Origin of the sequence: Mycolicibacterium confluentis (genome assembly GCF_010729895.1) — a bacterium.
Taxonomy (GTDB): Bacteria; Actinomycetota; Actinomycetes; order Mycobacteriales; family Mycobacteriaceae; genus Mycobacterium; species Mycobacterium confluentis.
The window spans coordinates 1757265-1772600 of sequence record NZ_AP022612.1 but is presented as its reverse complement, the minus strand read 5'-3'; the positions used below and the strand labels follow the sequence as shown (position 1 = coordinate 1772600).

Annotated in this window: 10 protein-coding genes; 5 read left to right on the top strand and 5 right to left on the bottom strand. The window is 67.3% G+C overall.

The features are described from left to right. Positions 1 to 39: 39 nt before the first annotated feature. The gene (locus G6N34_RS08155; RefSeq protein WP_085152454.1) at positions 40 to 840 is read left to right on the top strand and encodes a GAF and ANTAR domain-containing protein; all 801 of its coding nucleotides are present in this window, start codon (positions 40 to 42) and stop codon (positions 838 to 840) included. 132 nt (positions 841 to 972) lie between these two features. Here the strand turns inward: G6N34_RS08155 and G6N34_RS08150 are convergent, their stop codons facing one another. Both G6N34_RS08150 and G6N34_RS08145 read right to left on the bottom strand, forming a co-directional pair. Next, a complete protein-coding gene (locus G6N34_RS08150; RefSeq protein WP_085152453.1) occupies positions 973 to 2133 on the bottom strand; it encodes a fatty acid desaturase family protein in 1161 nt (386 codons plus the stop codon). A gap of 110 nt (positions 2134 to 2243) precedes the next feature. Continuing rightward, positions 2244 to 3137, bottom strand: a complete 894-nt coding sequence (locus G6N34_RS08145) for a universal stress protein (protein ID WP_085152452.1) — start codon at positions 3135 to 3137, stop codon at positions 2244 to 2246. A gap of 235 nt (positions 3138 to 3372) precedes the next feature. On the opposite strand from G6N34_RS08145, the gene G6N34_RS08140 reads away from it, so the two are divergent. Beyond that, on the top strand, positions 3373 to 4350 hold the full coding sequence (locus G6N34_RS08140; RefSeq protein ID WP_085152451.1) for an Acg family FMN-binding oxidoreductase: 978 nt from the start codon (positions 3373 to 3375) through the stop codon (positions 4348 to 4350). Then, complete coding sequence (locus G6N34_RS08135) at positions 4347 to 5375, top strand: 1-phosphofructokinase family hexose kinase (RefSeq protein ID WP_264017064.1); 1029 nt, start codon at positions 4347 to 4349, stop codon at positions 5373 to 5375. Before G6N34_RS08140 ends, G6N34_RS08135 begins: the two co-directional genes overlap by 4 nt. Here G6N34_RS08135 and G6N34_RS08130 read toward each other — a convergent pair. Both G6N34_RS08130 and G6N34_RS08125 read right to left on the bottom strand, forming a co-directional pair. Then, positions 5317 to 6207: a universal stress protein gene (locus G6N34_RS08130; protein WP_085152450.1), complete on the bottom strand. Its 891-nt coding sequence runs from the start codon at positions 6205 to 6207 to the stop codon at positions 5317 to 5319. The genes G6N34_RS08135 and G6N34_RS08130 overlap by 59 nt on opposite strands. 39 nt (positions 6208 to 6246) lie before the next feature. Further along, complete coding sequence (locus G6N34_RS08125) at positions 6247 to 7665, bottom strand: WS/DGAT/MGAT family O-acyltransferase (protein WP_085152449.1); 1419 nt, start codon at positions 7663 to 7665, stop codon at positions 6247 to 6249. Between the two features lie 164 nt (positions 7666 to 7829). Between G6N34_RS08125 and ppsA the strand changes: the two genes are divergently transcribed. Together ppsA and otsB are read left to right on the top strand one after the other, a co-directional pair. Further along, on the top strand, positions 7830 to 10229 hold the full coding sequence (ppsA, locus tag G6N34_RS08120) for a phosphoenolpyruvate synthase (RefSeq protein ID WP_085152448.1): 2400 nt from the start codon (positions 7830 to 7832) through the stop codon (positions 10227 to 10229). Continuing rightward, entirely contained in the window at positions 10226 to 13903 is a 3678-nt protein-coding gene (gene otsB, locus G6N34_RS08115; protein WP_085152447.1) for a trehalose-phosphatase, read from the top strand. The genes ppsA and otsB overlap by 4 nt, the downstream gene beginning before the upstream one ends. A 10-nt stretch (positions 13904 to 13913) precedes the next feature. On the opposite strand, the gene G6N34_RS08110 is transcribed toward otsB, so the two are convergent. Beyond that, positions 13914 to 15074 (bottom strand): LLM class flavin-dependent oxidoreductase, encoded by a 1161-nt coding sequence (locus G6N34_RS08110; RefSeq protein ID WP_109788524.1) that lies wholly within the window; start codon positions 15072 to 15074, stop codon positions 13914 to 13916. Between the last annotated feature and the right edge of the window lie 262 nt (positions 15075 to 15336).

The window sequence follows — 15336 nt, the reverse complement described above, 5'->3', positions numbered from 1 at the left end:
CATGTCGCGAGCTTCGCTCCCGGAGTAAATTCGGAGAAGATGGCTGACTACGACGCCCAACCCGGGCGTGCACCGGACGCGGCACCTCAACCGTCGCCAGTCCAGCTCGAAGCCCACGAGCTGGACCTGTACGCGGGCCTGGCGGGTGTGGCCAGCATTGTCGCGGGGACCCGACGAGTAGACGAAATCCTCAGTGAGATAGCGGAATTCGCGGTCCTGGCGATACCTGGAGTAGACGGTGCCGGAGTCACGCTGCTCCAGGCAGGTGGGCAGCACCGCGTCGAAACCTGGGCGGTGACCACTGACTTCGTCCGCGACATCGACGCCGTGCAGTACGACCAGTTCGGCGAGGGACCGTGCCTGACCTGCATAGAGTCACACCGACCGACCGTGAGCGGATCGATGGGCAACGACGCCCGGTGGCCGCGGTTCGGTGGCAGGGTCGCACGGATGGGCGTGCATTCCGTGCTGGCACTCCCGCTGCTGGTGCACGATGACGTGGTCGGCGCGATCAATGCGTACGCCCGCACCCGCGACGCGTTCGGCGATCACGCCGTCCAGACGGGATCGCGGTTCTCCAAGGCCGCGGCGGTGGCGGTCCACAATGCGCGCCTGTTGGACCAGGCGCATGAGCGCACGCAGCAACTGCAGCGCGCACTGCAAAGCCGCGCGGTGATCGATCAGGCGGTCGGAATCATTCGCAGCCGCACCGGTGAGGACGCCGCGGGGGCGTTCCAACGCCTGGTCCGCCTCAGCCAGGGCGAGAACACCAGGCTCGCCGTCGTCGCCGAACGCCTGGTCGAGGAGTCGGTCCGGCGGGCCCGTGCCCGTCGCCGGTGAACCGGTTCAGCGGTCCTGCGCAGCCAAGGCGGTCAACTCGGCCACCGGCGCGTGGGGGGCCGCCGCGGTCGGACATCAACCGCCGCGCGCCGTCCGTCGATGGCCTCGAGAAGAAGGTCACGGATGGCCACATCAACCGGAGACAGGTTTGGCGATCGCCACACCGCGGCCCAGGAACTTCCGTTCCGATGCGGTTTCGGGGGCATCGTCGGCGGTGGCCGTGAGGAAACGGTCGGGCAGAGCCAGCTTGAGGATCGTGCGCTGTGACAACAGGAACTGCCGCGCCAGTGATCCGGTGGTGTAGGGCAGGTCGTATTTGTCGCACAGGGCGTGCACGCGTTCGGCGATCTGCGCGTAGCGGTTGCTGGGCAGGTCGGGGAACAGGTGGTGTTCGATCTGGTAGCACAGGTTGCCGCTCGCGAAGGCCAGCACGGGCCCAGCCTTGAAGTTCGCCGTCCCCAGCATCTGGCGCAGGTACCAGTCGGATCTGGTCTCGCCCGCCAGGGCCTCCTCTGTGAACTTCTCGGCGCCGTCGGGAAAGTGTCCGCAGAAGATCACCGCGTAGGCCCACAGGTTGCGCGCAAGGTTGGCGACCGCATTCGCCGCCAGCACGCGGCGCCATCTCCGACCGCCGAGTGCGGGTGTCACCACGTAGTCCTTGAGCACCTGTCGCTTGATCTTGGCGACCAAAGCCTGTGACTGAACGGATCTTTCCTGATCATCGCGGGCGCGCTCATGTGCGGAATGCAGGCCGTGCAGGGCAATGCCCCATTCGAAGACCGCCGCCAGCAGCAGATTGCGCAGCGGCTGGACCAGATGTTTACGTTCCCAAGGCTCATCGCGGGTCACCCGCATGACACCGAAACCGATGTCGTCGTCGACTCCGAGCACGTTGGTGAACACGTGGTGCCGGTAGTTGTGCGAATACCGCCACTGCGAGGACAACCCGGCCATATCCCATTCCCAGGTGTTCGAATGGATCTCGGGATCGTTTATCCAATCCCATTGGCCGTGGCCGATGTTGTGGCCGAGTTCCATGTTCTCGACGCTCTTCGCGGCAGCCAGGCCCGCGGTGCCCACCAGCCACCCGAGCCTTGAGCGGGTGCCGACGATCACGAGTCGCGACGCCACGTCGAGAATCCGCTGGAATCGGATGACCCGACGGATGTAGGCGGCATCGCGGACGCCGAGCGAGTCCTCGATCTCCTGGCGAATGCCGTCGAGCTCAGCGCCGAGCGAGTCAATGTCAGTACGACTCAGATGCGCGTACATCGGGACGTCAGTGATGGCCATAAATACGTCCCTGCGGTCGACAACAAGCAAGTGCCCGCCAGCCTACCCGCGCACCACCTCCGCAGTCGCATCGAGACCCAGAAACGTGGTCTCCCCGTTGGCGTCGTCGGTCAGGGGACGGTGTGCCCCTCGTGGCAGATCATCAGTGGTATCCGGCAGTGCTGCAGCATGTTCAATCCGGTTGACCCAAACACCGCACCGGTCAGCGCACCCCGCCCTCTGGACCCGACCACCACCATCCGCGCGCCGTCACTGTGCTGGATCAAGGCCTCGGCGGGCCGGTCGGACTCCAGGAAGCACTTCGCCTTGACGTTGGGAAAACGTTGCGCAACCTCGTCGACGACCTCAGTCAACTGGACCAGTTCGGCGGATTCCAGTGCCGCCCAATCGGTCAGGCGGGGCAGGGCCATCACCCCCGCCGGCACCAGATGTGACCAGGCATGCACTGCCGTCAGGCCCACACCCAGACGGTCGGCCATCTCGAAGGCGCGCTCAAGCGCGACACCCCCGGTCTCGGAGTAGTCGACGCCCACCACAACGGGGGCGTCCGTCGCGGCGGTGTCGGCGCCACGCACGATGATCACCGGACAACCTGCGCCCGTGGCCACTGCCAGGGTGGTCGACCCCAACAGCAGCGCCGCCAGAGGTGTGACGGGCTTGGTGCCCAGCACCACGAATCGGGCATACCAACTGGCGTCGATCAGGCCTTCGGCGGCCGGACACTCAAGCGCCGCGGTGGTGATGCTCAACCCGGGAGATTCTGCTTGGGCCGCCTCGGCAGCTTCAGCAAGAGACCGCTCGACCTGCTCCTCGTGGTAGTTCCCCACTGCCGCGCGCAGTGCGGCGGCGGCGTCGGTCAAGGCGTGACCGGTGTCGGGCCGAGCGTGCAGAAGCCTCAGCGGTGCGTCCATGCGCGTGGCCAGTGCTGCTGCCCACCGCGCGGCAGCCAGACCGCCCTCACTGCCGTCGATTCCCACCACGATGGGGCGTGTGCGGTCGGACATCTCACTCCCGAAGTCAACGGAGCGTCACCATTCACGCGCTCGTGTCCCTTCATAGTGGTCCACCGGGACGTTTCACACAGCCGGTCGGCAGACCCCATTCTGACCGCAGAAGTCCTCTAGCTCAGGGTCTAAAGCCCTTGCCGCCAGCGATTGGGGACCAAGGTCCCTGGCCTGCTGCCAGCCGGTGCGGCATCGTTCGTTGACGAACCCTCCGGGGAGAGCGGAGGACTGCACCATGGCTGCGATGACACTGACCGCTGACGTACTGCGCGACGCGGTGGGCCTGGCCTGTCGCGCACCCTCGTATCACAACAGCCAGCCATGGCGCTGGGTTGCGGACGGTGCGAAGCTGCAGTTGTTCCTGGACCGGAGCCATGTGGTCGCCAACGACCACAGCGGGCGTCAGGCGCTGCTCAGTTGCGGTGCGGCACTGGACCATGTGCAGGTCGCGATGGCCGCGCAGGGCTGGCAGGCCCATGTCGAACTGCTGCCCAACCCCAACAATCTCGATCACCTCGCGACGCTCGGATTCACCGAACTGGTCGCGGTCACCGACGGCCACCGGCGTCTTGCGGAGGCCATCAGCCGTCGCCGCACCGATCGGCTCCCGTTCGGCCCGGTGCCGGACTGGGAACGGTTTGAGGAACGGCTTCGCAGTCGGATCGACACCTCGTTCGCACTGCTCGACGTCATCAGCGACGCCGATCGTCCTCAGCTCGTTGCCGCAACGGAATTCGTCGATGCGCTGCGCCTGTACGACTCGCAGTACTTCCGCACGCTGCAGTGGTGGACCACGCCGTATGAAGCGGACGAGGGCATCCCCTACAGCGCGCTCGTCTCCGCCGCCGAGGACGACCGTGTCGGGGTGGGACGCACGTTCCCCGTGGCGCCCCATTCGAACCGTCGTGCGCAGATCCCCGAGGATCGCTCCGCCATCGTGGTGCTCTCGGCGCACGAAGACACCCGGCGCGACATCCTTGAGTGCGGGTCGGCCCTGTCGACAGTGCTGCTGGAAGCGACCCTCGCCGGGCTGGCCAGCTGCCCGCTGACCCACCTGACCGAGATGGCCACGGGTCGCCACATCGTCTCGCAGCTGACCGACCGGGAATACCCGCAGGTCCTGGTTCGGATCGGCTCCGCACCCGCGGGTGAGGAGCCACCTCCACAGACACGGCGGCGCCCCCTGGCTGACGTCCTGACGGTCACTACGTGAACGCGGCGGCGGCGGATGCCGACGACCGCATCGTCACACTGACGATGAATCCCGCGCTGGACATCACCACCGGCATCGGACGCGTTCGCCCCACCCACAAGCTGCGTTGCGGCGCCGCCCGCCATGACCCCGGCGGCGGTGGCATCAACGTGGCTCGGGTCGCGACCGTGCTCGGGGCCGAAGCCACCGCCGTGTTCCCCGCCGGCGGTGCCACCGGGGCGCTGATCGGCGACCTCCTCACCGCGACCGGGGTGCCCCACGACCAGATCCCGATCACCGCATCGACCCGCGAGAGCTTCACCGTGGACGAACAGGAGACAGGCCTGCAGTACCGGTTCGTGCTGCCCGGACCAGTGCTGTCCGAAGCCGAACAACAGCGGTGCCTGACCCGGTTGCGCGCAGCGGCCACAGGCGCCCGGTTCGTCGTCGCCAGCGGCAGCCTGCCACCCGGCGCCTCGCCCGACTTCTACCAGCGCGTCGCTGACCTGTGCCGTGATCTGGGCGCGCTGCTGATCCTGGACGGTTCGGGCGCCGGCTTGCGCCGCGTCCGCTCCGGGGTGTTTCTGCTCAAGCCCAGCATCAGCGAACTCCGTGCGTACATGGACCACGACCTGTCGAGCGAAGCCGAGCGATGGGAGGCGGCCCATCAGCTCATCAACTGCGGGGTCGCCCGCCACGTCCTGGTGTCGCTGGGCGCCCGAGGAGCGATGCTCGCCTCAGCTGAACGCAGTCTGCGGTTCGAAGCGCCGGACATCGGCCGCGGCAGCGGAGTCGGCGCGGGCGACGCCATGGTCGCCGGGGTCACGGTCGGGTTGGCCCGTGGTTGGCCGCTGGACCAGGCGGTACGCCTGGGTGTCGCTGCCGGGGCCGCCATGCTGCTGACCCCCGGCACCGCGATGTGTGAAACCGCCGACGTCCAACGACTGTTCGCAGGAATCGCGGAGCCGGTCGAACCCGATCCCTCAGTCAGGAGGGTCGGACCACGATCACCGGAGAGTGTGCCGCCTCCACGACGGCGGAGCTGACAGATCCCAGCAGCATCCCGGCGAAGCCACCACGGCCGCGGCTGCCGACGACGACCAGCTGTGCGTCATGGGAATGCGTGATGAGGTGACGCGCCGCCCGGTCCGGGACCACGATGCGACGCACCGTGACGTCGGGATACCGCTCGCGCCATCCGGCCAACCGCTCGGCCAGGGCCGCCGCGGCCCGCTCATGCAGCAGATCCCAATCTGTTCCGGCGAATTCGATACTGACGTTGTCGGCCCACGCGTGCAGGGCTATCAGTTCGACGCCGCGCCGTGACGCCTCGTCGAACGCCACAGCCGTGGCGGACGTCGAAGCCGGCGAGCCGTCCACGCCCAGCACCACCGGCAGCCTGGCCATATCCTCGGCCGAACCCCGCCGCTCATCGTGGACGATCGTGACGGGGCACAGGGCGTGATGGACCAGGCCGGAGCTGACCGAACCCAGCAGCCGTCCACTGATCGAACCCAGGCCGCGACAGCCGACCACGAGCATGTCGGCGTCCTCGGACAGTGCCACCAAGCCCGACACCACGCCGTCGGACACCGCGAGCTCGTCGATCCGAATCGGCTCGGCGGACGCCGAAATCCGCTCGGCGATGGCACGGCTCTGCGCCAGGATTTGCCGTGCGTCGTCTTCGAGCCTGCGCCACACCTCGGCCGATCGGATGATCTCCACGCCCAACGTCACTCGAGGTTCCGGGGTGACATGAACCAGCACCAGCGGAACGCCGCGCAGACCCGCATCTCTGGCGGCCCATTCGACCGCCGCGTTCGACGACGGTGAGCCGTCGACACCGACGAGGACAACGTGTTCGGTCGAGACAGACATGACGGTCACTCCTTCTGAGGGAGGGCTGCGGCGCAGTCCTCAACTGGCACTCGCCGGCGGGTGGCCGGATCGCTCGCGTCGTTTCGTACGCCCGCCACTCAGGTCCGCGAGCGTGGCCACCTCGGACTCGATTCCCGCCGCCAGCGCGTCGACGTCGGGGGCGCTGTCGTAGTCGGCGATGATGCCGAAGAAAAACCGGTCGGCGTAGCTGAACATCGCGATGCCCGTGCGAAGTTGCAGCGCGATCGGCGGGACGGGGATGATCTCCAGCACCTCGCGACCCATCACGCGTTGTCGTTCGCGGGGGCCGGGGACATTGGTCGCCAACGCGGTGACGGAACGCTGAGGGAACATGGTCAGCAGTCGAATCGTCCACGCCGACAACGCAAACGGAATTCTCTGTGCCGCCACCAGCAAGGCGCTCGCCCCCTCCCGCTGGCCGCTGGCCTTCACCCTCGCCAGCCGCTCGTGCACGACGGTCAACCGTGCGACCGGGTCGGGCTCGTCGACGGGCAGCAGCGGCAGCATGGCCGACACCCGGTTGTCGGTCACCCCGAGGTCATCCATGGCCCGCACCGACACCGGGACCAGCGTCCGCAACGCGCCGGCGCTCGGCGCCTCCCCCCGATCGAGCAGCATCGAACGGTAGCTGCCGGTGATGGCCGCGAGCGCCACGTCATTGAGCGTCACGCCGTAAGCGCCGCACACCTTCTCGAGGTCGGCGATCTCCACCCTGGCCGCGCTGAACCGTCGCATCCGGGAGACCGGGCCGACGAGGGAGGAATTGGGTGCGCCCGCGAGGACACCGACGGTCAACTCGGCGGCCCCCACCACCGCGCGTTCGAGGGCATCCGCAGCCGAAGTGGTCACGTGCCACAACTCGCCCGCCCACTTCAGCGGGTTGAGGCTCGGGCGAGGAAACCTCGGCATCATCGGCGCATCGGGTTCCTTGGACGCGCGGATATCGCTGGCGAATGACGTGTGCGGGCCGCCGTCGTCGAAGAGCCGGCCCAGCGTCTCCGAGGTGGCGATGCCGTCGGCGATGCAGTGGTGAACCTTGACCAGCACCGCCCACCGGTCGTCGGACAGGCCCTCGATGACCCAGCTCTGCCACAGCGGTCGCTCTCGGTCCAGCCGACCCTCCATGAGGCCCGCGACCAGTGCGAAGAGCTCGGCGTCGCCTCCCGGTTCGGGCAGCGCGGCGCGGTGGACGTGATGCGAGATGTCGAAGTGCGGATCCGGCACCCACTCGGGTGATTCGATGTCGAGCGGATGGGTGTGCAGCCGCTGGGTGAAGCGAGGGATGTCCTGCGCGCGGTCGGTGAGTGCCGCGAGCATTTCGGAGAACTCCGGAACCGGTCCCGCGATGATGGACACCACGCCGACCGCCAAGCTGATATGGGGGTCGGAGTCCTCGGCCTCCAGGAAACCGGCGTCCAGCGGCGACAGATGCTCCATAGTCAAACGATGGACCCGCTGGCGGCTCGGCAACAGGGCCGCAAGTCACTTACTGCAGGCCGCCGCGCCGCACCCGAATGGCGCCGAGAGGACCTTCGGCCCTGGCTGGCGGCTCGCCGAATGTGGGAAGTTGACGCTGGTGAGGCACTGAGAGGGGACAGGCCATGAGCCGACCGAGTTATGTTCGCTTCTTCGAAGACTTCGGTATCGACGACGTTGCTCTGGTCGGCGGTAAGAACGCCTCGCTGGGCGAGATGTTCCAGAAGCTCGCCGCGCATGGTGTGCGCGTGCCGCACGGGTTCGCCATCACCGCGGCCGCCTATCGGCACATGCTCGACGAGGCTGACGCCTGGGAGCGCCTGCACGCCGAACTCGACGACCTCGACCCCGCCGATGTCGCCGCGCTGGCGCGCAAGGCCAAGCGCGCCAGGGAGATCGTCTACGGTGCCGGACTGCCGGCAGATCTGTCCGCCGAGATCCTGGCGGGCTACCGCGCGCTGCAGCAGGAATACGGCGAGGAGGTCAGCCTCGCGGTCCGCAGTTCGGCCACCGCCGAGGACCTGCCGACCGCCAGCTTTGCCGGCCAGCAGGATTCGTACCTGAACATCAAGGGCGACGAGAGCCTGCTGGACACCTGCCAGCGCTGTTTCGCCAGCCTGTTCACCGATCGTGCCATCCACTACCGCATCGACCAGGGCTTCGACCAGTTTAAGGTCTCGCTGTCGATCGGCGTGATGAAGATGGTGCGCTCGGACATCGCCTCATCCGGCGTGATGTTCTCCATTGACACCGAATCGGGCTTCCGCGACGCCGTCTTCATCACGGGCGCCTACGGCCTGGGCGAGAATGTCGTGCAGGGTGCGGTCGACCCCGACGAGTTCTATGTGCACAAGCCGACCTACCTGGCCGGTCATCGGGCGGTGCTGCGCCGCCGGCTCGGCGACAAGGCCGTCAAGATGATCCTGGTCGAGGGCGAGACGAAGAACACCACGCGCAACATCCCCACCCCGAAGCCCGACCGCGCGCGCTTCTGCCTCACCGATTCCGACGTGCTGGAACTCGCCGGCTACGCGTGCGCCATCGAGGCGCACTACGGGCGGCCGATGGACATGGAGTGGGCCAAGGACGGTCTCGACGGCAAGCTCTACATCGTGCAGGCTCGCCCGGAGACCGTAGCCTCCCAGCAGAGCGTGACCGCACTGGAGTCCTATGTGCTCGAGGGGCGCGGCGAGACACTGGCCGAGGGTCGCGCGGTCGGTGAACGGATCGCCTCCGGCACCGTGCGACGGATCGAAAACCTCACGCAGCTCTCGGATTTCAAACCGGGTGAGGTGCTGGTCTCCGACACCACCACGCCCGACTGGGAGCCGGTCATGAAGACCGCCGCGGCGATCGTCACCAACCGCGGCGGACGCACCTGCCACGCATCGATCATCGCGCGTGAACTCGGCATCCCCGCTGTGGTCGGCACCGGTGACGCGACCGTCAGCGTGCCCAACGGCACGGAAGTGACGGTGTCGTGCGCCGAGGGCGACACCGGCCGGGTGTACCAGGGCGCGGTGGCTTTCCACGTGGATCGCACCGAGGTCGGCGACTTGGCCCGTCCACGCACGCAGATCATGCTCAACCTGGGTAACCCCGACCTCGCGTTCAAGACTTCCTTCCTGCCCAACGACGGAGTCGGACTCGCGCGGATGGAGTTCATCATCAGCGAGTACATCAAGGTCCACCCACTGGCCCTGCTGCATCCGGATCGGGTCGACGACCCCGAGGCGCGCAGGACCATCGAAGGAATCATCGGCGACCATGCGGACGGCGGCGAGTACTTCGTGCAGCGACTCTCTGAGGGGATCGGCACCATTGCCGCAGCCTTCTGGCCCAAGCCCGTCGTCGTGCGGATGTCGGACTTCAAGACCAACGAGTACGCCAGCCTGCTCGGCGGCGCTGGATTCGAGCCGGCCGAGAGCAACCCGATGATCGGCTTCCGCGGGGCCTCGCGCTATGCGCACCCCGCCTACGCCGAGGGTTTCGCGCTGGAATGCCGGGCCATGCGACGCGTGCGCGACGACATGGGCCTGACGAACGTCATCCTGATGCTCCCGTTCGTCCGCCGGGTGGAGGAGGCCGACCTTGTCCTGCAGACCATGGCTGACCTCGGTCTGAGGCGGGGCGAGAACGGGCTGAAGGTCTACGCGATGTGCGAGATCCCGAACAACGTGATCCTGATCGACCAGTTCGCCAAGCGCTTCGACGGCTTCTCCATCGGCTCCAACGACCTGACCCAGCTGACCCTGGGCGTCGATCGCGACAGCGAGATCGTCGCGTTCGACTACGACGAGCGCGACGACGGGGTAAAGGAGATGATCCGGCTGGCCGTCGAAGGCTGTCGCCGCAACGGAATTCACTCGGGGCTCTGTGGTCAGGCGCCGTCGGACTACCCGGACATGGCCGAGTTCCTGGTCCGCGTCGGCATCGACTCGATGAGCCTCAACCCCGACACCGCCGTGAAGACCACCCGCCAGGTGCTCGAAGTCGAACGACAGCTGACGCCGGCCCCGGCATGAAGCTTCCGGTGACGATCGACCCCCGTCGTCACGACGCGGTGCTGGTCGACCTCGATGGCGCGTTGGCCGTCGGCGCAACAGCTTTCGACGCCACCGTCGAATTGGCCCGCAAGCTGCAGAGCGCCGGGGTCGCAGCGGCCGCCTACTCGTCGAACCCGCAGTATCGACAGGCCCTCCGGTCCGCCGGAATCGACGGCCTGTTTGAAGTCTTCATCGACGGCGCTCGAGGCGGGCGCGGAACCGTCGAGAACCCCGCTCCCACAGCCCTACTCGAAGCCACCCGGAAACTCGGAGTGCGGCCACAGCGATGCGTCGTGGTGGAGAACTCCCCGGCCGGCGTGGCCGCCGGCCGCGACGCCGGGTTCGCTCTCGTCATCGGCATCGACGGTACTGGGGGTGCCGACGAGTTGATCCGCCACGGCGCAGACGTCGTCCTCGACGATTTCGCCGACATCGCCGTGCGCCTCGGCGACAAGCGAATCTCGGAACTGCCCAACGCGCTGACGGCGTACGGGCAGTGGGTCGGAATCACCAGTGCCCGTGAGTCGATTCTGTTCCTGGACTATGACGGCACCCTGTCCCCCATCGTCTCCGAACCCGACGCCGCCAGGCTCGTCGACGGCGCCGCCGAGGCATTGAAACTCGTCTCCGAGGTGTGCCCGGTGGCGATCCTGAGCGGACGGGACCTCGCCGACATCACCAGCCGGGTCGGTATCCCCGGCCTCTGGTATGCGGGCAGCCACGGTTTCGAACTGAGCGGCCCGGACGGCACCCATCACCAGAACGACGCTGCTGCGGCGTTCATCCCGGTACTCGCGGAGGCCGCCGCCGCGCTACGCGAAGCCCTGTCGGCGATTCCGGGAGTGCACGTGGAGCACAAGCGGTTCGCCGTCGCGGTGCACTACCGTGGCGCCGATCCTGCGCGCGTCGCTGAGGCCGTGTCGGTCACCCATCATCTCGGTGGGCAACGCGGACTGCGCGTGACCGGCGGGCGAATGCTGGTCGAACTGCGCCCCGACCTCGACTGGGACAAGGGCACCACGCTGGACTGGATCCGCGACCGGATCGATCCCGCCGGTCAGATGCTGCCGATCCACATCGGTGACGACCTCACCGACGAAGACGCCTTCGATGCGATCGCGTACGGCGGCGTCGGGATCGTGGTCGAGCACGAGGAGGACGGCGACCGCAGGACCGCGGCCCGCTTCCGCCTGCAGAGCCCAGACCACGTCTGTGAGTTCATTCGGCGCGGGTCCGACTGGCTGGCATACAAGCAGGAGATGGCCAGCACGGCATGGGATTACACCTTCAGCGGGTATGACCCGCGCGAGGAGAAGCTGCGGGAGGCGTTGTGCACAGTCGGCAACGGCTACTTCGCCACCCGCGGTGCCGCACCCGAGGCGAAGGCCGGGCAGGTGCACTATCCGGGCACCTACGCGGCCGGGGTGTACAACCGCCTCGTCGACAATGTGTCTGGAGTCGAGATCGACAACGAGAGCCTGGTCAATCTGCCCAACTGGCTTGCACTGACCTTCCGCATCGACGGCGGCGACTGGTTCGACATCGATGAGGTCAGCATCTTGTCGTACCGGCAGAACCTCGATCTGCGCGGCGCGGTGCTTACCCGCGAGGTCCGATTCCGCGACGGTGCGGGACGGACGAGTTCGCTGCGGCAACGACGGTTCGTGTCGATGCATCTGCCACACGTCGGCTCATTGGAGACCACGGTCAGCGCCGAGGACTGGTCGGGGACAATCGAATTCCGCTCGACGCTGGACGGCAACGTGACGAATTCGCTGGTCGAGCGCTACCGGGATCTGGGCAGCGAACACCTCGGGTCGGTGTGCACGCGCGAGGTCGCCGACGATGCGGTGCTGCTCACCGTGCGCACCACGCAGTCCGGAATTCCCGTCGCGATGGCCGCGCGGAACAGGTTGTGGCGCAACGACGCGCCGGTTGCCGCAGCCTTTGCCCTGTTCGAGCAGGACGCCGAGATCGGTCACGACATCTCCGTGCGGCTGTCAGCCGGTGACACGGCGACTGTCGAGAAGCTGGTCACGGTCTACACGGGCCGCGACAGTGCCATGTCAGAACCCGGCACGGCGGCGCAACGCCTGATCGGCCGGCTCGGGCGCTTCGAGGAACTGCTCGACGGGCACCTCACCGAGTGGACGCATCTGTGGGAACGGATGTCCATCGAATTCGACGATTTCACCGACGAGGTGCGGATCCTGCGTCTGCATCTGCTGCACCTGTTGCAGACGGTGTCGCCGAACACCATCGACCTTGACGTCGGGGTGCCCGCACGCGGGTTGCACGGTGAGGCGTATCGCGGCCACATCTTCTGGGACGAACTGTTCATCTACCCCGTCCTGAACCTGCGGTTCCCGATGATCACCCGGTCCCTGCTGGGCTACCGCTACCGGCGCCTGGACGAGGCGCGGGAGGCCGCGCGCGCGGCCGGTTACGCGGGCGCGATGTTCCCGTGGCAGTCCGGAAGTGACGGCCGCGAGGAGAGTCAGCGTCTGCACCTCAACCCGCGCAGCGGGCGGTGGAATCCGGATGCGAGCGCCCGCGCCCACCACATCGGGATCGCGGTCGCGTACAGCGCCTGGAAGTTCTACCAGTCGACCGGCGATCTGGCCTACCTGATCGACTGCGGTGCAGAGATCATCGTCGAGGTCGCCCGATTCTTCGTCAGCCTGGCCACCTATGACGACGAACGCGGACGCTTCGAAATCAAGGGTGTCATCGGACCCGACGAATTCCATTCCGGCTATCCGGATGCGCCGTATGACGGTATCGACAACAACGCCTACACCAACGTCATGGCGGTCTGGGTGATCATGCGTGCGCTGGACGCCCTGAGCCTGCTGCCGCTGCCCAACCGCCTGGACCTGCTGGAGTCACTCGGACTGCGCAGCGCCGAACTGACGCACTGGGATGAGGTCAGCAGGCGGATGTTCGTCCCGTTCCATGACGGGGTCATGAGCCAGTTCGAAGGTTATGGCGACCTGGCAGAGCTGGATTGGGACCGTCTTCGTCGGCAGTACGGCAACATCCAACGCCTGGACCGCATCCTGGAAGCCGAGGACGACGACGTCAACCGCTACAAGGCCTCCAAACAGGCGGACGCGCTCATGCTGCTCTACCTGATGTCGGCCACCGAACTGCGGGAGCTGCTCGACCGTCTCGGGTACCGCTTCCTTCCCGAACAGGTCCCGCTGATGGTCGACTACTACCTGGCCCGTACCTCGCACGGGTCCACGCTCAGCGGTGTGGTGCACACCTGGGTGTTGGCCAGGGCGAACCGCGAGCACGCCCTGGAATTCTTCCAGCAGGCACTGAAATCCGACGTCGCCGACATCCAGGGCGGCACCACGTCCGAGGGTGTCCACCTGGCCGCAATGACCGGGACCGTCGACCTCATGCAGCGCTGCTTCACCGGGTTGGAGACCCGATCGGGCCGACTCATCCTCTCGCCGCACTGGCCGGAATCACTCGGCGTTCTCGCGATCCCGATTCACTACCGTGGCCTGCACCTGCACCTGCGCGTCAGCGGCAAGGGCGTGATCATCAGCGTGGACCCCCGCGACGCGGCCGGGGTGGAAGTCGAGTGTCGCGGCGAGGTGGTCCAGCTGATGCCGGGTACCACCGTTCGATTCCCAGGATGAGGGTGGCCGGCTACGACGCGGCCGTCGGCACCCCGATTCGCACGGCCGACGGCGACACCGGACCCGCAGCGAACGGCGGCGACCACAGCCCCCGGCGCGCCAGTTCCGGCAGCACGCCCTCGCCGAACCAGTAGGCCTCCTCGAGGTGCGGATACCCCGAGAGCACGAACTCCTCAACACCGACGGCCTGGTAGGCCTCAACAAGGTCGGCGATCTCGCTGAAGGATCCGACCATCGCCGTGCCCGCTCCGCCGCGCACCAGACCGATTCCGGCCCACAGGTTGGGGTAGATCTCCAGGTCGACGCGGGAGCCGTTGTTCAGCGCCAGCATGCGACGCTGCCCCTCGGACGCCGAACGTTTCATCGCGGCCTGGTTCTGTGCGATCCGCTCGTCGCTGATGCTGTCCAGCAGCCTGTGCGCCTCGGCCCACGCGGCGGCCGAGGAGTCGCGGGCGATGGTGTGCAACCGGACCCCGAACCTCAGCGTGCGGCCGACCTCGGCCGCCACGGCGCGCACCCGGTCGATCTTCTCGGCCACCTGCTCGGGCGGTTCACCCCAGGTCAGGTAGACATCGGCCCGTTTGGCCGCGACCTGAATCGCGGGCGCCGACGACCCGCCGAAGTAGATCTGCGGCACCGGGTTCGGCAGCTGACGCAGCGTCGCATCCTCAACAGACAGATGCTCGCCGCGGTAGTTGATGGTCTCGCCGGACCACAGCAGCCGGACGATCTCGAGGAACTCGTCGGTGCGCGCGTAGCGCTCCTCTTTGGTGGTGAAATCGCCGAACCTGCGCTGTTCGTCGTCCTCTCCCCCGGTGACGACGTTGAGCAGCAACCGCCCGCCCGAGTGGTTCTGGAAAGTGGCGGCCATCTGCGCGGCCAGGAACGGTGAGAGCAGGCCTGGGCGGAACGCCACCAGGAACTTCAGCCGCTCCGAGACCGAGCTGATCATCGCGGTGGTCACCCACGCGTCCGGGCAGTCCTGGCCCGTGGGCGTCAGCGCGGCCTCGAACCCAAGCTGTTCGGCGCTGCGGGCGATCTGTCCGAGGTAGGCGACGCTGGACGGGCGCTCCGTCACGCCGGGATCCATGACACCCTGGCCAGTGCCGACGATGTTGCGGCTGTCGCCGCCGTTGGTCGGTAGGAACCAGTGGAACTTCAACGCGCTCAAGCCGGCCGCCTCCAATTCATGCGCACTTGCCGCTTCTAACGGAAAGCTGTGCCGCTCAGCACATTCCAATCGGAAGGGGCCTTGCGGGGCATCGGACATCCACAGTACGGACGCGGGCCTCTGGCTGGAAGGTAACGGATCGCGGTGAATGAAAACTGCCCTCTCATTGCCGCGAGCGTCCGTGTCTGCACGCCGACACGCCGCGATCTGCGTACAACGGCGGACGCTCGGCCGCCGCGGGCGGGTATCTGCGCTGGCCACC